This is a genomic window from Leptospira selangorensis (assembly GCF_004769405.1).
In the GTDB taxonomy this organism is placed as follows: domain Bacteria; phylum Spirochaetota; class Leptospiria; order Leptospirales; family Leptospiraceae; genus Leptospira_B; species Leptospira_B selangorensis.
The window spans coordinates 37,951-59,106 of record NZ_RQES01000015.1; the positions used below are offsets into that span (position 1 = coordinate 37,951).

Genomic DNA, 21,156 nt, shown 5'->3' on the forward strand with positions numbered 1-21,156 from the left:
GTTTCAAAAAAGATTACAGGGCGATAAGCAACCCTTACAAAAATCTCACTTATATTCGATTTTACTTGCAAGGATCGCTATAAATTTCAGACCAACTTTTCCGCTGAAATTTTCACTTATCATTTTTCATTTATATGGTTGAAACAATCGGTTTTATTCGTAGATTAGAAGTATGCTCACAAAACCTAAGATCCTAGTTGTAGAAGATGAGATCATAGTCGCAGTTAACTTGGGTCAGAAACTTAAAAAATTAGGTTACGATCTTGTGGGTATCACATCCTCCGGAGAGGAGGCCATCCAAAAGGCAGAAGAAAATCATCCAGATCTGGTCCTAATGGATATCAATATAGAGGGGAATCTGGATGGGATCCAAACCGCTGAATTATTAAGAAACAGATTCCAAACCCCTGTTATTTATCTTACGGCATACGCGGACGAAAACACTCTCAATCGAGCCAAAAGGACCCAGCCTCTAGGTTATATAGTCAAACCTTTCGAATCCGACCAACTCCGTTCTTCTATCGAAGTCGCTTTGTATAAAAACGAACTGGAACACCGAAACCGTAAAAATGAAGAATCCCTAAAATCCACTCTGAACCAAATGGAATCAGGGATCATCACCACCGACGAAAACGGCTTGGTATTATTCTGTAATCCGGTGGCAGAAAAGATCGCAGGCTTAAGCTATGCGGAATCTATAGGACTTTCCTTAACAAAAATTTTAAAATTAGAAGATTCAAATTTTTCTTCTTACACTCTCCCGCTTTCGGACGTATTATCTTCTAATCAGACAATCGAGAAAAATGGAATATTCGCAATAGACGGAATCGGAAATAAAACCGCTGTTTCTATCCAGATATCTCCTATCTTAAACACCGAAGGGAAATCAAGCGGCTCTATCACTGTTCTTCGTTTGGGAGAATCGGATAATACAAACCAATCTTATCTGAAAGAGATCCATCATAGGATCAAAAACAATCTTACCGTAATTTCTTCTTTGCTGAGTATGAATGCTTCTAACCTGAAAGATCAGGAGACCTTGGATATTTTCAAGGACAGTCAGCATAGGATACAGGCAGTGGCCCTTCTGCACGAAGTGCTTTATGAAAACCATGATCTATCCTCTATCAGTTTTGATCTGTATGTTCGCAAACTTACCGATCTTTTATTCGAAGTATATAAGATAGATCGTTCTAAGTTCAAACTAGTATTGGATATCCAAACTCCAAAGATCCCAAGCGAGATGGGTATGAACTGTGCATTGATCATAAACGAACTTTTAACTAACTCATTCAAACATGGATTCAAAGGTAGAGAAAGTGGTTCTATATTGATCCGTTTTAGTTTGAATGACGAACGATATTTCTTAGAAGTCAAAGATGATGGAGTGGGTCTATCTGATGATATATTGGCCCAAACACGCAATTCAGGCTCTTTGGGACTTTCTTTGGTGGATTCTTTCGTAAAACTTCTAAGAGGAAAATTAAGCTTAGAGAACGAAAACGGCTGTAAAGTCACCTTAAGCTTCCCCGCAAAACACGAGGTCTAAAAAACGTTTTACTCGTCGGCTGATTCGGATAACTCTGATCCCGATGAAGACAAACTTTGAATTCTTTGAAATCGTCGAGAGAGAAGACGGAGTAGCTATCGTCTTCTTAAACCGTCCCGACAAAAGAAACGCGATGAACTGGAGTTTCTGGAGAGACCTTCCGGACGTTGTACACGAAATTAACTCCAATCAAAAAATCAGATCCTTCGTAGTTGCTGCAAGAGGCAAATCATTCTCCACAGGTTTAGATCTGGACTCATTCTTCCAAGAATTTGGATCCGTAGTACAAGGCACTTACGGAGACGATCGTAAAAAGTTCTACGAGCTGATCCTTAGAATGCAAAAAGGGATCAACGCAGTTTATGATTCTCCTAAACCTTCTGTTGCTGCAGTACAAAAACATTGTATCGGTGGTGGACTGGATCTAATCTCTGCTTGTGATATTCGTTACGCAACCTACGATGCAAGTATCTCCCTAAGGGAAGCAAAGGTAGCAATCGTAGCCGATATGGGTTCTATCAACAGACTTCCTTCTATCATTGGGCAAGGAAACACAAGGGAACTCGCCTACACAGGAAAAGACATAGACGGAGAAGAAGCTCTCAGAATGGGACTTGTCTCTAAATTATTCAAAGACCAGGACCAACTTTTGGAAGGTGCAATCGCAACTGCTTCCGAGATCGCTGCAAATCCACGAATAGTGGTAGAAGGTACTAAGGAAGTAATGAACTACTCCGAAGGAAAACCTTTGGCTGTCGGTTTGAACTATGTCGCTGTTTGGAATTCAAGTTTTATGGATTCCAGGGATTTTAGAGAGGCGATGAAAGCCTTTAAAGATAGAAAAAGGCCGGAATATAATAAAAACTAATCTAGTGACTGCGGATGTGGGAACTCCTACAAACGAAATGAATACACTTGTGGAATTCCTACATCCTAATTAAACGTAAAGATCCAAAAGTCTGGATCTACCTTCAGAAGCCTGGGCTTGTACTTGAGCCTCTACGTTCAGCTTCAAAAGTTTAGAATTCATGTCCGACTGAGCCTGGAATATTTCTCTAGGCAGATTGGCGATTCTTTCGATCATGAGAGATTGGCTGGTTTGGCTACCGATTTCCATTTTCTTTACCTCGATTCAAGTGGGGATTTTTTCTTTCCTTTGCCCCCGTTTCAATCATCGGTTGATCTGTGGAAAACTTGATTATTTTAGGAATTTTTTTAGCCTGTCCCAGTCGTGGGTTTTAGGGAACTGATCATAAGCGCCATCCATCGGGAAAGGCAGAGAGAATTTACTAAGGCGTTTAACCTATACAAGGAATCCCTGAATTTTACCAAAAATCCCAAAACCGTCGTAAAGGTGAAAAACCGCCAGGCTTGGTGCCAATATTATATTGGAAATACCAGAGAGACCTTGAATCTTTTTCAGGAATTACAGGACCGTTTTTCCACTCATCCCGAAAGCAGACTGTATTATGCGAATTATCTCATCAAGGTTCACAATTTTAAATCCGCGAAAAAGATCCTCACCACCGCAATCGAGATATTTCCGGACCAGTTGGAATTATATCTCACTCTCGCGAGTTTATTAAAAGACACAGATAGATCCAATGAGGCAATCCAAGTATTAAAACAAGCTTTGTCCCAAGAAAAACTTTCCAGAGGAAGAGGGATCAAACGAAAAGATATCTGGTCCGAACTTGGATATTTGTATTATCAGAGAGGAGATTATAACTCAGCCCTAGCTTCTTTAAAAACCGCCATGAGAATGGACGAAGAAGAAACCTTTCTGCATTACGATATGATCGCTCAGTGTTATCTGAAAGTTTCCGATCATAAGAACGCACTTAAATTTATAGATTTATATATCAAATATTTCGGAGAATCGGACGCGGACATACTCGTTGTAAAAGCGAGAGCCCACGCTCAATTGCAAGAAAGCCATTTGGCCTGCGCTTCTTTGCTACAGGCCTACTCCATGGAAAACGGCCTTAAACTTTCCGCAGAGGATATGGTGGATTTCGGTCCACTTCTGCAGACCGGCTTTTTTGATACATTAGAGAATGTTGAAATAGACGAAGCCTAATCACTTCTCCGATAATTTTTTCTTAGCTAACTCCTGGATCTTCAGAAAATCTTCCTGCTTCAAATTATTTTTTTCTCCAAGAGGCGAGTTATCAAGTTCACTATGATCATGAACATAAGGGATCCCGATCTTTGCTAGATCTTCTTTATCGATCACTATCGTTTTTGTTCCTTTTGTAACTGTGAGATAATCAGATGTAGGAACCATTTTAGAATGATCTGCACTATTCTCCAATTCTACCTTACCCTGGCAATGACAGATCAGAGTCACATCCTCGACGACAGTTGTATAGAACTTAGTTCCTCTAACACCCGCAGTAGTTGTAGGAGTTCCTAAGCTTAACCCCTCACCTTTTACAAGTTTATTGGAGAGAAGCCAAGATCTTCCCTTTTCTTGGAAAAACTTTTTGTCCGATTTGATATCATCAAAACGGAATCTGGAACCGGATTGGATCTCCAACAAGGAAGCATTTTCTCCAAATGCGATCATTGCCGTAGCGCCTTCGTCCGTAACCAATGTGTCACCGTTTTGGATTTCTTTGTTCACTTCTGCCTTGGACTTTTCGGAACCTCTTTCTAAGGTTACATTCCCAACAACAAATGTAATCACACCTTTACCTGCATCCGCTTCCTTTTTGCCGCAGGAAAACAAAACGCATGTTATACTTAGTAAAAATAGAACTGATAATATTTTCATAGCGGTCGATTTTGGAAGCTACTTGAAAGGAAGTAAATCGATTTTTGGAAAGGAAGGCGCTCTTATAACTATTCTAAACGAATTAAAAAGTGAGGAAAAATCTTTTTGACTCTTATTTTCTCTTAACCGTTTTTTTAGGAGCTGGGACCTTCCTTTTCGCCGTCTTTTTCTTAGCGGCTGCTTTAGCGTCTTTATTATAATCCAAAGCAAGTCCCATCCAATATCCGAACTCTTTGTCCGGTTTTACCTGATCTACATGTACGAATACAAATCCTTTCATCAGATTTCCATTATGGATCATCGGTCTGGCCTTTTTCTTTTCTAAGACCGATTCGTAATCTTTGGGATCTATTCTAAACATAAGTTCCTCATCTCTGACACAAACACACATCTTTCCGTTTACCATAAAGCAGAGACCGCCGAACATTTTTTTCTCCTCTACCTCTTTTTGTTTGGTAAGAGCTTTTCGAACACGTTCGGCCGTTTTTTCATTAATTGCCATTGTTTGATCCTAATCCGGAACATTCGCGAGCTGGTTCACATCTTCGCCCGGGACTAAAATAAACTCCCCATTGGAACCTTTTAGTCTACTTTCCAGAAACGGTTTATATTCTTCGGAATTATAAAAGTTTTGGACTGCTTCTTTAGATGGCCATTCGATGATCAAAAATAATTGGGGAAGTTTTCTGTCCCCTTCCATCTTCTCCATATTCGTAGTTCTGGAAAGATATCTTCCCCCGAATTTTTCCACCATCTTGGTTACATTGCGAACATAGGCTGGGATCCAACGAGCACTGGTAATATTCAATTCTGCTACAGAGTAATACTTCATGATCTTCTCCATGATCCAATTTTGATATCTAGGCAAGTCTTTTAGGGATTACTTTGAACTATAAACTACTACAAATCGGGGTTTCGTCTGAACGCTGTTTTATTTCAGAAGAATCGAGAAAATCCGGTATATTCTTATCATCTCGAACGAATTTTTGAGGGCGATATTATAAGATCAGTCGAATCTTACTCGGTTTTAATGCAAAATCCTTTTCAGACAAGCGGGATGTAATCGGTTCGTTCAATGGAATCGATAGAATGTATCCGCCGAGGAAAAAATGCAAAAAGAACATTTCGATGTGATCACTGTAGGAGCAGGTTTATCAGGGATCAGTGCAGGCTACCATCTGCAAAAACTTTGCCCGGGTAAAAAATACACAATATTAGAAAGTAGAGCAGATATCGGCGGAACCTGGAGTTTATTTCGTTACCCTGGAATTCGTTCCGATTCCGATATGTTCACTTTGGGTTATTCTTTTCGACCTTGGAAAGAAGCGAAGGCAATCGCCGACGGACCTTCTATCCTAAATTACGTGAGAGAAACTGCATCCGAATTCGGAATAGATCGTAATATCAGATTTGAGCATAGAGTAATATCCACCTCTTGGTCCAGTAAGGAAAATGTTTGGACTTTAATCGTAGAAGTAGGACCCAAAAAAGAAAAACGCACATACACTGCCGACTTTCTTTATATCTGCAGTGGCTATTATAATTATGATAAAGGATTTACTCCAAATTTTCCTGGAGCAAAGAACTTTAAAGGGCAGATCATCCATCCGCAACATTGGCCGGAGAAGTTAGACTACAAAGGAAAAAAAGTCGTAGTGATCGGAAGTGGTGCAACTGCTGTCACATTAGTTCCATCTATGGCGGATGATGCTTCGCATGTAACAATGTTACAAAGGTCGCCTACTTACATCACCAGTCTTCCGTCCAAAGATATAGTCGCCGATTTTTTAAGATTCATTCTGCCTGCGAAGCTGGCTCATCATATCACTCGGATCAAAAACATTCTGATCCAAATTTGGTTTTACCAAGTCTGCAAAAGATCTCCTAACTTTGCGAAATGGTTGATTAGGCTAAGATTAAAAGTCTCTCTCCCTAAAGGTTATGACATAGATACCCATTTTAAACCGAATTACCAACCTTGGGACCAAAGGGTATGTTTGGTTCCTGACTCTGATCTTTTCAAATCGATCTCTAAGGGCAAAGCTTCCATAGTCACGGATCATATTGAAACTTTCACATCCAAAGGGATTCGATTAAAATCAGGAAAAGAATTAGAAGCGGATATCATAGTAACCGCAACAGGACTGGAATTACTCGCTATCGGCGGGATCCAGTTGAAAGTGGATGGAGAGGAAGTGGATATTTCTAAACAATTTACTTTTAAAGGATTAATGTTAAGTGGGGTTCCGAATTTCGCATTCTGCGTGGGTTATACGAATGCATCTTGGACCTTAAGAGCTGACTTAACTTCTACTTACGTTGCAAGACTTCTGAACCATATGCAATCGAAAGGTTACAAACAATGCGTACCTCTTTGTGATCCTGCAAAAATGGAGAAGGAGCCGATCCTTGATCTGAATTCAGGATACATCCAAAGAGCAATAGATCAATTCCCTCAAAGAGGAGCAAATCGCCCTTGGAGATTCCATCAAAATTATTTAATGGATCTATTCGATATAAATTTTGCGAACGTAAACGACTCTAACTTATCCTTTGGATAAACACAAAATAGGAAGAAGAAAAAACAAATGAAAAGTTTCAAACATAAAGTGGCTGCTATTACCGGCGCAGGATCAGGAATGGGAAGGGAACTTGCCATTCAACTCGCAGAGCAAGAATGTAATCTTGCATTATCGGACGTAAATGAAGCAGGTCTTTCAGAAACAGTCCAATTGGTAAAGAAGAAGAATCCGAATATTTCCGTCACCAGCCAAAAACTGGACGTATCAGATCGATCTGCGGTTTTTGATTGGGCTTCCAAGGTAGCTAAAGATCATAATAAGATAAATTTAATATTCAATAACGCAGGTATAGCATTCGGTTCCACGATAGAAGGTTTCGAATCCAAAGACTTTCAAAGAGTAATGGATATCAACTTTGGTGGAGTAGTAAACGGAACCCAAGCATTCCTCCCCTATCTAAAAGAAAGCGGAGAAGGTCATATCATCAATACTTCCAGTGTATTCGGGATCATTGCAGTTCCGGGAACTTCCGCATACAACGCATCCAAATTTGCAGTCAGAGGATTTACAGAAACCTTAAGACAAGAATTGGATCTTACGAAGGCAAAAGTTTCAGCTACAAGCGTTCATCCAGGCGGGATCAAAACAGCGATAGCAAAAAGTTCTAAGACGAACGATAGCGTAAGAGCCCTAGGAATAGATCCGAATACTGCGGGAGAAAAAATGTCCGCTCAGTTTATCACTACACCGGAACGAGCTGCCAAAGTTATTTTAAAGGCAGTTAAGAAGAATTCTCGCAGAGTTCTAATCGGACCGGATGCAGTATTTGTAGATCTAATGCAGAGATTACTTCCGACTTTTTATCAAGTGATAATCGGGAAGACACTTCTTAAACAAATGAGATAAATCCAATTTGCGGGAGCCATTCGAGCGGCTTCCGCAAATAGATTCCTTACGATCTCCTCTCCGGCTTGTCTAAAATATAATTTTCGAAAAGTAGAAATATAATCTCACTGCAAAACTTGTTTTATAATATCAAGGAATTGTGCAGGCCGAAAAGGTTTGATGATCCATCCGTTTGCTCCGGCTTCCGCTCCCTTTTGCTTTACATTTTCTTCCGATTCGGTTGTTAAAGTCAGGATAGGCACATCCGTATTTCTCTTTCTAACTTCTCTTATAAAAGTTATTCCGTCCATTACAGGCATATTTATATCCGTTATGACCAGATCAAAACTTGAATCACCGAATTTATCTATACCGTCCTTGCCATCGGATGCAAGAGTAACTTCGTAACCACCGATCCCTAATGTTTGTTGAACCAGGCTTCTCATAGTTGCCGAGTCGTCTACCGCCAATATTTTTAAATTCCCCATATATTAAGCTCCTTTAATAAATAACGTGAAGTTAGAAGGATTCAATTCGTAAAAGCGGCATAGGCCGAATTCACGGATAATAAAATTTCTCGAATATTCTGAAATGGATTCGGCAGAACCTAATATAAGAAAGCTATCTTGATTTAGGGTTTTCTCCATTTTATTGAATAAGTTCTTTCTTTCCAGATGATCGAAATAATAGGACACATTTCGGCAAAGGATCAGATCACAATCCGAAGGATAAGGATCGTAGATCAAATTATGCTGTTTGAATTCTATTATGGATCTTATCTCGTCATTTACCCTATATAATCCTTTGGAAAATGGATCGAAATATTTAGCCAAATGAGCATCGGACAATCCCCTACCGATCTCAAACGCAGAATAAATTCCGCTTTTGGCTTTTTCTATCGTATCCTTTGCGATGTCCGTTGCTATTATACTGACATTATTGAATAGCTGAGGATATCTTTCGTGGATAGAGATCGCTACGGAATAAGGTTCCTGTCCTGTTGAACAAGCCGCCGACCAAATCCTTATCTTCGGATCTCTTTGTTGTTTTCTTTCCAATATTTCAGGTATGATCCTTTCTAAGATCGCTCCGAAAATACTTTCATCCCTAAAAAATCTAGTTTCATGAGTGGTTACTCTATCTATAACCTTCTCCCTAAATTCTAGATCCAAACTTTCTTTGAATTTTTTCGACAGTTCTCCGAAGTCGGATAAATTATAATCTGATAATATATCAGAAAGGCGACTCTCCAGAAGATATACTTTCTCTTCGGTTAGGGATATACCTGTCGCTTGTTTTATCATTTCCATCAGTTCGAAGGTGCCATCTTGCATTATGATTGGGTCCTTTGTAATAAACTAGAAATCTTCTCGGCGATCCTTTCCACATCCAACACTTCGTCGACAAGCCCTTCCTGGACTGGACGATTCGGCATTCCGAAAACGGTACATGATTCTCTATTCTGCGCGATCAGGTATGCTCCGTTCTTCTTCAACTCTTTCATTCCAAGATAACCGTCTTCTCCCATCCCAGTCATAATGATTGCAGTGGTTTCTTTCGGAAAATTTTCGGCTAAAGATCTAAAAAGGATATTTACGGAAGGTTTACATAATTCTTCTTCAGGACCGTTAAAAACTCTTGTAGTCGGACCGGAAACGCCGTTGATAATCTGCAGTTGTTTACCTCCGGGAGCGATATAGGCGACTCCCTTCTTCAAAACCTCTCCGTCTTCTGCCTCCTTGATCGGCATATGTGCAGCTTGTGAAAGACTTTCCGCTAGATAATTGGTAAACAGCGGTGGCATATGCTGAGCGATTACGATACTTCCGGTAAGATCGGGCGACAACTTCAAGAATAATTGACGCAAAGCGATAGGCCCACCGGTTGATATCCCTATCGCACATATCGTGCAATTTTTCTCTCGCAGACTTTGTGTCGTTTTGACCGGAGGATTTTTCGTTTGAAAAGAGGTCTGAACGGAAGGTTTGATCTGACTTAGAGCCTTAATTTTAGAAGTCAATAGCTCTAATGTTTCGCTTAACGCTAGCTCTTGTCCCCCGTTAGGTTTCGGAACAAAATCGATCGCTCCCATCTCCAAGGCTTTCAATGTGATCTTAGCTCCGTCTTGAGTAAGAGAGCTAAGCATAATCACTTTAGTTTCCGGAAATTTGGATTTAATTTCCTCTAACGTTTGGATCCCGTTCATTTGGGGCATTTCGACGTCCAAGATCACGAAGTCGGGCTTCAATTGTGCGATCTTAGGAAGAGCGAATTTTCCATCTATCGCCGCTCCTAAAAATTCGATCTCGCCGTCTTGCGAAAAGGTATTCCGAAGAAGGTTCCGATAGACCAAAGAATCATCCACGACGAAGACCGAAACCTTTCTAATCGTTTTGTTTTTTTCTAGAGGTAATTCCAAGGGCTCACCTTTCACTTTGACGTATTAGAAATTTTGAATTGATTCACTAACATGGTCAAACCTGCGGCGAGATCTTGTAGAGATTGAGAAAGTTTCGATACACTACTTGAATCTTTCGCTCCGTCTAGAGACGCAGTCGAGATCCCGTTTATGTTCTTAGTCACATCGTTCGAAGTAAGCGAAGTTTGACTCACATTTGCCGCGATCTCCTTGGTTGTGATGGATTGTTCTTCTACTGCAGAGGCAATACTTCCGCTGATCTCATTTACTTCGGCGATTACGCTTGTAATTTTGCCGATAGATTCGATCACCCTTTCTGTACTCTTTTGTATCGCAGAGATCTTACTTTTGATCTCCTCGGACGATTCCGCGGATTGTCGAGCAAGTTCTTTCACTTCCGATGCGACTACTGCAAAACCTTTGCCGGCTTCTCCTGCTCCCGCAGCTTCGATCGCAGCATTTAGAGCAAGTAGTTTGGTTTGCGCGGCAATGTTAGAGATACTTTCGATTACATTTCCTATCTCGTCCGCATTCTCTCCTAACTCTTTTACGAGCCTACTAGTTTCAATCGCAGTCGAATTCGCTTCTCTTGCTATCTTAGCAGAATCTGCCGCCTTTTTCGCAACTTCTCCCACAGATACGGACATCTCTTCAATAGAACTCGAAACAACGTTTAAGTTTTGATTCATCTGAGTGGCTGCAGCGGCGATTGTCTGCGACTGCTGAGACATTTCCTCGATCCCTGAGGATAAGTTTAAACTCGCTCCTGATAACTCTTGCGCGGAAGTAAAAAGAATGTCTCCATTCTCTTTCAAACGGGAAATCAAGGCAGCCGTATTGATCAACATGTTCAGGATCGCTTTCCCCAGTTCTCCTAATTCGTCGTTGCGATTATGAGCAATATTAACTGAAAGATCTCCGGTCGCTATTTTGTTCGCTATATCGGTGGCTTCTTTTAAAGGTTTAAGAATATATAAAGTTAGATACACTCCTAAAATGATCTGAACCGCCGCAAATGTTCCGGCAATACCGAAAGAAACTTCGGGAACAAATCCCATAAGCTCGGATATCGTTAAACTTCCTAATCCCAATACGCTTAGAAAGATAAATGAGAATAACTTTGCTTTAATGGATATTTTTCTCTTCTTAGTAGGTTCCAATTGTCGTTTCCCGGCAAGTATGTCGGAATATAATTTGGAGGCCGCTTCTATCTGTTGGCGTGTCGGAGTTCTCCTGACAGACATAAAGCCGACTATATTTCCATTCTCTACTTTTGGCGCAACGTTTGCATCCACCCAATAATGATCTCCGTTTTTTGATCTATTCTTGACGATCCCTCTCCAAGGTTTACCGCTCTGAATAGTATCCCAAAAATCCTTAAATATACTTTTAGGTATATCAGGGTGTCTCACCACATTATGAGGTTTGCCGATCAATTCTTCATCGCTCAGGCCCGCTATCTCTAAAAATTCCTTATTAGCGTAGATGACTCGTCCTTTCAAATCGGTCATTGAAACAAGGGTTGTCCCTTCTTTTACCGTACGTTCATGATCCGTGATCGTAACGGACATTTGTTTCTTCTCACTTTCTTTTTCCTTGCTATGAAAAACAAAACCCAACATAAAATTCTCCTCACTCGTCTTCCAGACGTAGTAATTCTTCCCTATTCAAAATAATCATGGTCTTATCTTTTAAAATGGTTACGTTTCGAATGAACCTCGCCTCTTTCTCGTTTAAATGAGAAGGGCAACTCTCCAGATCCTTATTAGCAACTTCTACGATATCCGAAACCGAATCGGAAAGGATAGCGAAGGTTTCCTTCTTCCCTTTCAAACGAATAAGAGAATGTTTTCCTTCTCCGTTTGTCCGGTCCTTTCCGAAGAGTGACCTCAAATTCAGTATAGTAACCAGATCTCCACGTAAATTTACAATCCCCTCAATGTATTCAGGAGAATGCGGAACTTTTAATATTCTTTTATTATGATCCACTTCCTTACATCCTTCCAAAGGAAGTCCGTAAATTTCGGTTCCGAGAAAAAACGATAAATATTGTTTCTTATCTTCCTGCTCTGCCATCTATTACTCCGAAATAACCTCGTGACAGATCGGATCTTTTCCGATCTTTTCCAAAACAACGATCGGATCGATGACTATTACAGTTTGCGCCAATACGATCCCGTTACCAATGATTCCGGAAGATTGGTCTTCATTCTTAGCAAAAGAACCTATCTCCCCGACTACATTATGAATTTCTTCTACAAGGATCCCTTTTTTGCCGAGAGAAGTCTGGACAAGGATCATAGTTCTTTCGGCATCCTTTCCTACTTCTTTCAAATTGAAGTAACGATCCAATCTACAAAGTTCTACGACTTCTCCGCGATACTGCATTACTACACTATCAATCACCCTTTCGAAATATTTCGGATCCACTTGTTCAATCCGGATAACGAATCTCGAATCTAATCCGAACAATTGTTTACCGACAGAGAAAAGAAGATAATGTTCACGATCTTCGATCTCATTAATCGATTTAGTACGGAGTTCCTCTTTTATATTCGTATGTAATTTTAAGAATTTGCTAATCCCGGAAATATCGAGTATCAGCGCTACATTTCCGTCTCCCAATATCGCTGCGCCCGTATAAAGATTAATCTTTGCCAGATCCTTAGAGAGGGGTTTAACCACTATCTCTTCCGGATTTTCAATCTCTTCTATCAACATTCCAAATTTATGTTTTTCGGTGTGAACAACTACGATGTATTTGTCGTTAGCCTCTCTTGAATGATCGGAAGATAATCCAAGTATTTCTCCAGTATCGATCAAAGGAAGAAGGTGGCCTCTTAGCCGGTAGACCATTTTTTTCTCCAGATATGATACGGATTTTCGATCCAATAAAATGAGCTCCGAGATATTCTGCTGAGGAATTGCAAAAAGCATTTCGGAAGTCCGAACCATTTGGCAATTAATGATGGAAAGCGTTTGAGGTAAGCTTGCGATAACCGAAGTCCCTGCTCCTTGTCTGGAAGAAACTGAGACTGTCCCTCCGGCTTTCTGGAAATTCATCTTTACAACGTCCATGCCGACACCTCGGCCCGAAGTGGAAGAGACCATATGAGCAGTGCTGAACCCGGGAGAAAAAATAAACTCGGACAATTCTTCCGGAGATTTCCTTTTCGCCTCTTCTTCCGTAATAAGACCTCTTTCGATCGCCTTATTCTTAATACTTTCGATATTTAAACCTCTACCGTCGTCTTCGACCTTAAGGATAACGTTCCCTCCTCTTAAGGATGCGGATAAAAGTATTTTCCCCTTCTTAGGCTTTCCGGCCAAAACTCTTTCCTCGGGAGATTCTATCCCATGATCCACCGAGTTTCTGATCATGTGCGTAATCGGATCCGAGATCGAGTCTATTATATTTTTATCAAGTTCGACTTCTCCCCCCACTAAGGATAACTCAACTTCCTTACCTGTGGTTTTCTCAAGGTCGTGGATTAATCTTGGAATCCTTTTATAAAGCGATTCTAGTTTTTGTAATCTAGTTCGCATGACGCTTTCTTGAGAAGAGGTAATCAACTGACTCAAGTTTCGCACGATCGATAACAAAGAAGGATCATCATAACTCTCTATCTTTTGAAGCAGTTGATTTCTTACTATAATCGTTTCTCCGGCAAGATTGATCATATGATCCAAAAGCTGTAGCGGGATCTTGAGATAGTGTTCGGCCGAAATATCTTTGGGCTTGGCTTGAGTTTCCTGAACAATCGCTGATTGCACGGGACGATCCGGCTCAATCTGTGCAACCGACGTGATGTTCTTCGTATCAGGTTTAAAAATTGTGGATGCAGAGAGTAAAGAAACCGGAGAAAGTTTCAGAAAACTTTCCTTGTCAGAAGAATACATTACGACTGCATAATGTATTTCATTATTCTGCCCGTTTGATTGTGATCCGTTCTTCCCGTTAAAGTCCCCATGACTCAGGATCAGACCGAAATCGGAAAATTTTTCCATAATCTTGGAACAATTTTTATCCTCAGGATCCTTGGGCTGGAATTTAACCAGAAAAAGAGAAGAACCTGCCTGTTCAGCCTTCGCAATATAACTTTTAGGGATCAATACTTTCCCGTCTTTGAATGAAATTCCCTCTACATTAGGGGGAAAAGTTAAAGCTTTGTTTTTTTTGGGGAGAGAATATAATCCGAACTGAGGTTTCTCCTCCGACCCTAAGTTCTCATCTTCTTTTTTTAGGACATCATTGATCCTAAAGACCAATTCTGAAACTTTCGAATCCGAAATACTATCTTTGCTCTCGTTCATTTCTTTCAGAGCATCGATACAATCTAGAAAAAGACCGATCTCCCGATCGGAAGGTTTGGCCTCTTTCTTACGCAACTGATTCAATAGATTTTCGAAAGAATGAGCCAAGCTAGTGACTAAAGGAAAATCGAAGATTGCGGAATTTCCCTTTATAGTATGGATCACCCTAAAGAGTGTATTAATCTGATCCTGATGGTAGTCCTTCTCCAATTCAAGAATTGACTCTTCTGCCATATCAAGTAGCTCTCTAGTTTCCACTAAATAATCTTTCAACAGGTTTTCGTAATCTACTTCCATATATTCAGCACACCGGTTGAGATACTACAACTGGAAAGAAGGCTTCAGCCATTACACATGGTTCCACCGAAGCGGCAGTATGATCAGAAACATTATGAATATTAAATATGCCTCGATGTTTATTTACGATCATATCTACGGCGGTTAAACCCAGGCCCATGCCGAACCTTTCTAACTCGGAAAATTCCTCGACAGGAGGAAGGAGACGATAAAAAGGACGAGTCACTAATACTTCCTTATTTTCTTCATCCACAAGTTCCTGACTGGAGGTAACAACATTCTTGATTGCTAAGCAGAAATATCCGTCGATCTTACTGAAATAAACGTCAATGAAGGTGGACTTCTTGGAGTATTTCATTGCATTCAAGACTAGCTCCTCGAATACGATGCCCAACCAATCCATCTGTATCTTGACTGATTCTTTCGATTTGCTGGACGAAAACCGTATCTTTAGGTCTTTCCTATCCAAAAAGGGAACAAATATCTCCGATCTCTTGGTTAGAATATGCACCAAGTCGCCGATTAAAATTGTTTCCATCTTCGCCTGTTCGCTTGCCAAAGATAGAATGGTGGATAAAGCGCCGAGCTGCTTTCTTAAGATATCTTGGCTTGCATAAAGAAGATTTAATATTTCGTTACTTACTAGTGCACCATTTTCAGTAGCCTGATGCCCCATCTTCAACAGATCAAGAAGGGAAAGAATAGCACCTATCCCCGAGCCCTGGGAAAAGGAAGTATTTAAGGATTTAATCGTAGAAAGGGATAATGAATTTTCATCAGACTTCCGGAGGGATTCTTTATACGTTAACCAATCCAACTGTTCTTTTAATACGTTACGATTTGATCTTTCCACGTCGGCTTGAAAAGCCCGTAGATTATTATATTGCAAAGCCAAGATAATCGCTCTATCAAAGTCTTCTTTCTTGATCGGCTTGACTAGGTAGTCAAAAACACCGAGCTTCATTACTTCTATAATTTTCTCAGGCGCCTCTAAAGAGGATTGTACGATTATAATCGCATTCGGATCTCTTTCTTTAAGATCCCTAATAAAAGATGGGCCATCTTGCTCAGGCATTACCAGATCGACAAGATACACGGCATAAGGCTTAGGAGCAGAAAGAACCTTCCTCATCCCTTCTATTCCGTTAGACGCGATATCGAAGTCCCAATTCATCTTTCTGCAAAAATGATCGTAAACTAATGCAATCTCCGGCGAATCCTCTATGATCAGAATTTTTCCAGCTCCGGATTCTGCTGATAGCACCTGCATATCGACAACTTGATCCAACTCCAAGTTCATACACTCTCTTCCTCTATTCTTATTGCGCCCTTCATGTGAAGAGCAAGGATCACAATCGAACAATTTTTAGAGACTTGAGATAGATCGAAATTATTACGCAGGTCTATTACTTTTGAATGTGCTCAATAGAATTAATATAAATTAATTTTAATCCGCGCATAAAGAATATAACTTTGGCCACAAACGTTATGCATTTGTCTTTAAGGAAACACACTAAAATTGACAAATATCAATTATTCAGATCAATAGAAATACTTAAGATAACTTGATAAGTCGCACCAGTTTGGTGCGAGAAGACTAACACGAAGGCTTTTACAGGAAGAATGGAATAGCAGAAAAAAAGAAGAGCATAATATTTATTTTATATACCAATAGATACTATGCTCTTTTAGATTTTTGATTTAAAAATGTAATTTTACTCTTCTTCGACCGGCGCGCTGGGTGCATTCTTTTTAACGGATTCAATCCCATTCTCACAGGCTTGTTTAGAAGAATAACCTTCGCTTACCGCAATGATCTCTCCGTTTGCGGCCTTTAATCTAAATCTGTATTCTCCTTTAGCATCCTTATAAATTACGAATTTCGCAGACATTTTTGATCTCCTATAGGTGGGGGAAATATAGCTTAACCCAAAAGAGATAGTCAATTTATTTTTGAAGAACGCATTGAAAGATTGAGAATGTTAAAATCCAATCCAAATGCGATAGTACGAACTTATATAGAAACGGGAAAGGTCATCATAATTAACAAGGTAGGATTAGGCAATCAAACGGCAGTATTGAATCTTTACCTTTTCTCCTAATTCCTACATAATCCTAAATATGCTTATTCATTGCAGGAGGGAAAAATGAAAATACCAATCGTTCCCGGCGGTAACAACAGAATCGGAAAAAGCACCGCTCTTCCGTTCATTTTCTTAATTTCCTCTCTCCTATTTGGATGCTGTGCTTCTACGAAATATCCTGACTCGGATCATTTCGATGGGAAACGTTTTTATAACCCGACCCAAATAGAAGAAAACGGAATCTGGAGAATGATAAAACTTTTGGCTACAATTCATTTCGAAAAGTGGCCGGAAAATGTCCAAAATGAAAAAAAAGAGCACATTAAAATTCCATTATACAAAAATCAAATCGCGATCACATTCATCAATCATGCCACTGTATTAATACAATCTCATGAGATGAATATTCTGACAGATCCGGTTTGGTCGAATAGAATCAGTCCAGTAAGCTGGATTGGAACAAAAAGAGTAAGAGAAGCCGGTATCCAAATGGACGATCTTCCACCGATAGATCTGATTATCATCAGTCATAACCATTATGATCATCTAGACTTAGAAACTCTGAAAATTCTTAATAAAAAATTTTCACCCAAGTTTTTAGTCCCTTTGGGGGATAAGGAACTTCTTCAATCCGAAGGAATATTGAATACCGAAGAAATGGATTGGTGGCAAACGATCAAAATCGAAAAAAAGGCTGAAGTAACTTTTGCTCCAACGCAACATCTTTCGGCAAGAGGTATATTCGATTGGAATCGTAGTTTATGGGGAAGTTATATGATCAAGATCGGAGATAAAAGAGTTTATTTCGGAGGGGATGCGGCTTATTCTTCCCACTATTCAGAGATTAAAAATCGATTAGGTAACCCTGATATTTCTCTTCTGCCAATCGGAGCTTATGAGCCTAGATGGTTTATGAGGCTAGTGCATATGAATCCTTGGGATGCAATACAAGCCCATAAGGACTTGGGCTCAAAACTTTCTATTGGAATACATTTCGGAACATTTCAGCAAACGGAAGAATCAATCAATGCTCCCGCAGAGGAATTAAAAAATCGGCTGCTTCAGTTAAGGATGAACCCAAATACCTTTATCATAATAAAAGAAGGAATAACTCAAATTTTCTAAACTTTGGGAGTCCGCATATCAGAATGTGAGAAATATTTAATATTACTCCCCAAGATCCACGAAAAACGGTTTATACCTTCTTACAAAATCATGATCGTATAAGAATTTAAAATTCATTATTTTATCAGGCTTAAATCTAATCGAAAATATATTTTGACCTTTTTTATACGAATCCTTTCGAGATATCAAAATATATCTATTACAAGCTAATACACCATCCGCAGAACCAGACTGAACATATTCTTCAGCCTTCTTACGCGGGAAAAAGGTCTTTCTACCTAATCCAAACTTTTTATATGGGAAATTAAATCCGAAAGAAGCTAATAATTCAATTTGAGTATCGTTTATAAAAAAACGGAAATCACTATCAGCAAAATCCTTTGAAGATCCGCAAAATTCCCATAACAAATAATTTTCCTTCTCAGTTAGAGTAGAAGGTTCCATGTAGAAATTCAATTTCCTATTATTCAAATCGAAAAGAATCGTACTTAGATTTTCATATTCAACAAAGAAAGCCCTCGATTGATAATCCAATCCTAAATCACGAAGCGATTCAAAGTAATTGGTTTCAGCAGCATAACGCAATTGATATTGGGTATCTACTCCATACGAGATTAAATCATAACCTCCGATTGCAGATGAACATTGTAGTAATGCTATACTAAAGCTGAATGAGATAGTTTTAAGCATGAGATGAATATTTTGCAATATCTATTATACTGCTAAGAGAACTCGATTAGATCAATTTACTAATTCTGGCGCAACATTCATCTTTTATCATTAGCTTCTTTCCCTTTCTTTTCATCTCAAATTCAGTTTAAAAATTCTAAATGCCTACCCAACCCTTTCATTATGAACTTATTCAAGTTTCAAATCAGGAAACTAGTAGGAACATCACTTGCTATTATTTCAGTAAATTGACTTTTCGGGTTTGGAATTAGTTTCAGATGAATGAAAACTGCAAATTGTTTACTATTTCTAACTATTAGCAACTTGAAAATTGTAGAAATGTTTTTGGGACAAACGCTTTCACAAAAAATAAATGAGAGAGCTCTAATCAAAAAAGAAGGAAGGAAATAGATCGAGAAAGTTCGTTTAATGGGATATCGGCCATGCAATCTATAATTCAAGAACTACGGGATTCAATCAAGTTCTGAGGAAAAAGAAGAAATCGGAAACTTTTTGCCTAATGAAATCTACCGTAGGGTAAAGACATTTGTATTGATTCTTCAATTAATTTTCGAATATAACGCTACTAACACAAAGATGCATTAAAAATGCTAACTAAAGGGTCGTCTACGACTAAAAAAACCATAATACCTTCAGCACATATCATATTTTAATATCCAGAAAAAACATAACTCTATCGAGATGCGACTACCAATGGTAGCGATGGTTCTTGATTCGAACCATCACACAAAAAGAAATCGTATGAATCACTCTCAGACAGCCATTTCCATCTCGGCTGATAAGTAATAACATCAATTCTTCTAATATCAATATTTCCGCCGGATATTCGCAAATTAAATGTATCCGATCTTCTATTAATGGAAATATCAACTGATTGTATTCGATTAAGCTCGTTTAACTGAGAAACAAATTCTTCGTTTCCAAGAGTAACAACCGCATTCAAGCGTTCTTGCAAAGACATTCTATCAGTCAGCTTGGGCTGCAAAAAATGAATAATTATTTTTGAAAAATTGTGACCGCAACGAAATTTAAAATCCAAATCCGCGATTTCGCCGTTTTTTCCCATAAATGGCCAAACAGAGACTTCTCCCCTAAAAAAATTTATCGCTGCTGAATTCCTTTTCCCAGACTTAATTACGATTTCCCTTACTCCGACAGGTCGCTCAACTCCGACCCTTTGGACAAAGTCAAAAGCAGCAACCATTAATGGTGGCAAAAAAGCAACTATGCAGAAGAACAAAAATTTTCGCATGATCTCCCTATACGAAAACTCCAATCTATTTTGCATTAAATATGCAAACAAGATAGAAAAAGAGAATATGATAGCAGCAAGCATCAATACAAATAAAGAAAACCTAAATAAAGAAAAAATCCTCATTATAGCTTCCGAATTTCGACCAAAGTAGAACAAAAAAAAGAAAATCAATAGTGAAATTAAAAACGCTTCATATAAACGAATTAATTTTAATAAAACAATAACTCCCAAGGCTATCACAGAAAAGCCAGAACTACAGCCTAACACCAAACAAATTATATAAGAATATGTAAGTTTAGATATTTCAGCTGAAACAACGAAACTAACGCCATTATAAATTAAGAAAAATCCGAATAACAAATGAACGAGCGAAAAAAGGAAAATACACAGCTTACTACAAACATGACAATTCATTTCATCATTGGAATACAAAATTCGCTATATCCTTCCCTTCAAAAATACAAATCACTGAGTTTTCCTTACCTTAGTGGATTTTCGCTCTTCTATCGGTATGCCATTAAAATGCGAGCTTTTCCTGAGATTCGAAAAATCATCAATGTCTCCGGACTTATTATATTTATCGTTGGGATCACGGAACTCGACGTCATAAACTGACTTGATATTCGGCAGCGTGGCTCCTCCCCTTACGCGAACTTTTGCCTCCCAGTCCTCATAATGACCTCTCACTCCTTCTTTGAAACCTAATTTGTTGAGCTCCTTTGCAATAGGTCTCTCCCATTGATCTACAACTTCCTCCTCAAGTCTCCTTCGTGTTTCTTCCGGATCATTATGTGCATAATCGAAACTAGGGGCGCGATCGCTCATGCTCTTTTCAGCTTCTTGCATTTCGCTCAACTGCAACCGATGACCCAACTCGTGAGCCAGAGCCAAAGCCGGGCTTATAACTCGATTCCCGGTCACTTTAGTGTAACTTGGATCCCAATTTAACGACTTAGGATTCTTAGGATCAAACGAAGTATTGCCATTTTTATTGAAATTGATATCTATATCAATTTTTCCTTTATTGAAATGTTCAAGTAATTCCCTTCCTTTCTGCGTTTTTGACAGATAATCAGTCGCCTCTTTAAATAACTTCCGCTCTTCATCTCCTGCATTTGAAAGATTTATAGCATGCCCTGTTGGATCCTTCGCGTTAATTGGATTTCCCTTTACATAAGAAAACCGGTTCCAGCCTTGGGTATCATCTGCACCATCAATAATCGAATCCGCAGTTACAAAC

The 21,156-nt window shown here is 39.2% G+C and carries 21 protein-coding genes; 6 read left to right on the plus strand and 15 right to left on the minus strand.

The annotated features are described in order from the left end of the window. The first annotated feature begins 172 nt into the window (after window positions 1-172). Both EHO58_RS10320 and EHO58_RS10325 read left to right on the plus strand, forming a co-directional pair. Window positions 173-1,549, plus strand: a complete 1,377-nt coding sequence (locus EHO58_RS10320) for a histidine kinase dimerization/phosphoacceptor domain -containing protein (protein WP_135679867.1) — start codon at window positions 173-175, stop codon at window positions 1,547-1,549. Window positions 1,550-1,592: 43 nt separating this feature from the next. Continuing rightward, on the plus strand, window positions 1,593-2,417 hold the full coding sequence (locus EHO58_RS10325; protein WP_100711333.1) for a crotonase/enoyl-CoA hydratase family protein: 825 nt from the start codon (window positions 1,593-1,595) through the stop codon (window positions 2,415-2,417). Window positions 2,418-2,486: 69 nt separating this feature from the next. On the opposite strand, the gene EHO58_RS10330 is transcribed toward EHO58_RS10325, so the two are convergent. Continuing rightward, window positions 2,487-2,666 (minus strand): hypothetical protein, encoded by a 180-nt coding sequence (locus tag EHO58_RS10330; protein WP_024864064.1) that lies wholly within the window; start codon window positions 2,664-2,666, stop codon window positions 2,487-2,489. 114 nt (window positions 2,667-2,780) lie between these two features. On the opposite strand from EHO58_RS10330, the gene EHO58_RS10335 reads away from it, so the two are divergent. Beyond that, entirely contained in the window at window positions 2,781-3,629 is an 849-nt protein-coding gene (locus tag EHO58_RS10335) for a tetratricopeptide repeat protein (RefSeq protein WP_100725067.1), read from the plus strand. Here the strand turns inward: EHO58_RS10335 and EHO58_RS10340 are convergent, their stop codons facing one another. From EHO58_RS10340 to EHO58_RS10350, 3 genes are all read right to left on the minus strand, one after another. Then, window positions 3,630-4,325: a FecR family protein gene (locus EHO58_RS10340; protein WP_135679868.1), complete on the minus strand. Its 696-nt coding sequence runs from the start codon at window positions 4,323-4,325 to the stop codon at window positions 3,630-3,632. It lies immediately after the preceding gene. Between the two features lie 112 nt (window positions 4,326-4,437). Continuing rightward, window positions 4,438-4,827, minus strand: a complete 390-nt coding sequence (locus EHO58_RS10345; protein WP_135679869.1) for a TfoX/Sxy family protein — start codon at window positions 4,825-4,827, stop codon at window positions 4,438-4,440. 9 nt (window positions 4,828-4,836) lie between these two features. Next, window positions 4,837-5,157: a DUF1330 domain-containing protein gene (locus tag EHO58_RS10350; protein WP_135625650.1), complete on the minus strand. Its 321-nt coding sequence runs from the start codon at window positions 5,155-5,157 to the stop codon at window positions 4,837-4,839. A gap of 277 nt (window positions 5,158-5,434) precedes the next feature. Here EHO58_RS10350 and EHO58_RS10355 point away from each other — a divergent pair, with 277 nt between their 5' ends. Then, window positions 5,435-6,886 carry a flavin-containing monooxygenase gene (locus tag EHO58_RS10355; protein ID WP_135679870.1) on the plus strand — a complete coding sequence of 484 codons (1,452 nt, stop codon included), beginning with the start codon at window positions 5,435-5,437 and terminating at the stop codon, window positions 6,884-6,886. A gap of 27 nt (window positions 6,887-6,913) precedes the next feature. Then, entirely contained in the window at window positions 6,914-7,753 is an 840-nt protein-coding gene (locus EHO58_RS10360; RefSeq protein WP_135625652.1) for an SDR family NAD(P)-dependent oxidoreductase, read from the plus strand. Between the two features lie 104 nt (window positions 7,754-7,857). Here EHO58_RS10360 and EHO58_RS10365 read toward each other — a convergent pair whose 3' ends face one another. The 8 genes from EHO58_RS10365 to EHO58_RS10400 all read right to left on the minus strand — a co-directional run bounded on the left by EHO58_RS10365 (window position 7,858) and on the right by EHO58_RS10400 (window position 16,654). Further along, window positions 7,858-8,220: a response regulator gene (locus tag EHO58_RS10365; protein ID WP_135625653.1), complete on the minus strand. Its 363-nt coding sequence runs from the start codon at window positions 8,218-8,220 to the stop codon at window positions 7,858-7,860. Between the two features lie 3 nt (window positions 8,221-8,223). Then, window positions 8,224-9,066: a CheR family methyltransferase gene (locus EHO58_RS10370; protein ID WP_135679871.1), complete on the minus strand. Its 843-nt coding sequence runs from the start codon at window positions 9,064-9,066 to the stop codon at window positions 8,224-8,226. Then, a complete protein-coding gene (locus EHO58_RS10375) occupies window positions 9,066-10,151 on the minus strand; it encodes a protein-glutamate methylesterase/protein-glutamine glutaminase (RefSeq protein ID WP_135679872.1) in 1,086 nt (361 codons plus the stop codon). The genes EHO58_RS10370 and EHO58_RS10375 overlap by 1 nt, the downstream gene beginning before the upstream one ends. An 11-nt stretch (window positions 10,152-10,162) precedes the next feature. Further along, on the minus strand, window positions 10,163-11,773 hold the full coding sequence (locus EHO58_RS10380; protein ID WP_135679873.1) for a methyl-accepting chemotaxis protein: 1,611 nt from the start codon (window positions 11,771-11,773) through the stop codon (window positions 10,163-10,165). A 10-nt stretch (window positions 11,774-11,783) separates the two neighbouring features. Continuing rightward, window positions 11,784-12,227: a chemotaxis protein CheW gene (locus EHO58_RS10385; protein ID WP_135679874.1), complete on the minus strand. Its 444-nt coding sequence runs from the start codon at window positions 12,225-12,227 to the stop codon at window positions 11,784-11,786. A 3-nt stretch (window positions 12,228-12,230) separates the two neighbouring features. Beyond that, window positions 12,231-14,762, minus strand: a complete 2,532-nt coding sequence (locus EHO58_RS10390) for a chemotaxis protein CheW (RefSeq protein ID WP_135679875.1) — start codon at window positions 14,760-14,762, stop codon at window positions 12,231-12,233. A gap of 4 nt (window positions 14,763-14,766) precedes the next feature. Then, window positions 14,767-16,062 carry a response regulator gene (locus EHO58_RS10395; protein WP_135679876.1) on the minus strand — a complete coding sequence of 432 codons (1,296 nt, stop codon included), beginning with the start codon at window positions 16,060-16,062 and terminating at the stop codon, window positions 14,767-14,769. Between the two features lie 415 nt (window positions 16,063-16,477). Further along, on the minus strand, window positions 16,478-16,654 hold the full coding sequence (locus tag EHO58_RS10400) for a YegP family protein (RefSeq protein ID WP_135679877.1): 177 nt from the start codon (window positions 16,652-16,654) through the stop codon (window positions 16,478-16,480). Window positions 16,655-16,909: 255 nt separating this feature from the next. On the opposite strand from EHO58_RS10400, the gene EHO58_RS10405 reads away from it, so the two are divergent. Continuing rightward, window positions 16,910-17,971, plus strand: a complete 1,062-nt coding sequence (locus EHO58_RS10405; protein ID WP_135679878.1) for an MBL fold metallo-hydrolase — start codon at window positions 16,910-16,912, stop codon at window positions 17,969-17,971. Window positions 17,972-18,013: 42 nt separating this feature from the next. Here EHO58_RS10405 and EHO58_RS10410 read toward each other — a convergent pair whose 3' ends face one another. The 3 genes from EHO58_RS10410 to EHO58_RS19725 all read right to left on the minus strand — a co-directional run. Next, window positions 18,014-18,679: a hypothetical protein gene (locus EHO58_RS10410; RefSeq protein WP_208728779.1), complete on the minus strand. Its 666-nt coding sequence runs from the start codon at window positions 18,677-18,679 to the stop codon at window positions 18,014-18,016. A 655-nt stretch (window positions 18,680-19,334) separates the two neighbouring features. Next, window positions 19,335-20,348: a hypothetical protein gene (locus EHO58_RS10415; RefSeq protein ID WP_135679880.1), complete on the minus strand. Its 1,014-nt coding sequence runs from the start codon at window positions 20,346-20,348 to the stop codon at window positions 19,335-19,337. A 33-nt stretch (window positions 20,349-20,381) separates the two neighbouring features. Next, on the minus strand, window positions 20,382-21,156 hold a 775-nt coding region (locus tag EHO58_RS19725), incomplete at its 5' end, for an RHS repeat-associated core domain-containing protein (RefSeq protein WP_476737863.1).

Excerpts from the sequence above, each read along its gene's own strand:
- EHO58_RS10320 (WP_135679867.1), top strand. The coding sequence starts at position 173 with ATGCTCACAAAACCTAAGATCCTAGTTGTAGAAGATGAGATCATAGTC.
- EHO58_RS10325 (WP_100711333.1), top strand. The coding sequence starts at position 1,593 with ATGAAGACAAACTTTGAATTCTTTGAAATCGTCGAGAGAGAAGACGGA.
- EHO58_RS10330 (WP_024864064.1), bottom strand. The coding sequence starts at position 2,666 with ATGGAAATCGGTAGCCAAACCAGCCAATCTCTCATGATCGAAAGAATC.
- EHO58_RS10340 (WP_135679868.1), bottom strand. The coding sequence starts at position 4,325 with ATGAAAATATTATCAGTTCTATTTTTACTAAGTATAACATGCGTTTTG.
- EHO58_RS10345 (WP_135679869.1), bottom strand. The coding sequence starts at position 4,827 with ATGGCAATTAATGAAAAAACGGCCGAACGTGTTCGAAAAGCTCTTACC.
- EHO58_RS10350 (WP_135625650.1), bottom strand. The coding sequence starts at position 5,157 with ATGAAGTATTACTCTGTAGCAGAATTGAATATTACCAGTGCTCGTTGG.
- EHO58_RS10355 (WP_135679870.1), top strand. The coding sequence starts at position 5,435 with ATGCAAAAAGAACATTTCGATGTGATCACTGTAGGAGCAGGTTTATCA.
- EHO58_RS10360 (WP_135625652.1), top strand. The coding sequence starts at position 6,914 with ATGAAAAGTTTCAAACATAAAGTGGCTGCTATTACCGGCGCAGGATCA.
- EHO58_RS10365 (WP_135625653.1), bottom strand. The coding sequence starts at position 8,220 with ATGGGGAATTTAAAAATATTGGCGGTAGACGACTCGGCAACTATGAGA.
- EHO58_RS10370 (WP_135679871.1), bottom strand. The coding sequence starts at position 9,066 with ATGCAAGATGGCACCTTCGAACTGATGGAAATGATAAAACAAGCGACA.
- EHO58_RS10380 (WP_135679873.1), bottom strand. The coding sequence starts at position 11,773 with ATGTTGGGTTTTGTTTTTCATAGCAAGGAAAAAGAAAGTGAGAAGAAA.
- EHO58_RS10385 (WP_135679874.1), bottom strand. The coding sequence starts at position 12,227 with ATGGCAGAGCAGGAAGATAAGAAACAATATTTATCGTTTTTTCTCGGA.
- EHO58_RS10390 (WP_135679875.1), bottom strand. The coding sequence starts at position 14,762 with ATGGAAGTAGATTACGAAAACCTGTTGAAAGATTATTTAGTGGAAACT.
- EHO58_RS10395 (WP_135679876.1), bottom strand. The coding sequence starts at position 16,062 with ATGAACTTGGAGTTGGATCAAGTTGTCGATATGCAGGTGCTATCAGCA.
- EHO58_RS10400 (WP_135679877.1), bottom strand. The coding sequence starts at position 16,654 with ATGTCTGCGAAATTCGTAATTTATAAGGATGCTAAAGGAGAATACAGA.
- EHO58_RS10405 (WP_135679878.1), top strand. The coding sequence starts at position 16,910 with ATGAAAATACCAATCGTTCCCGGCGGTAACAACAGAATCGGAAAAAGC.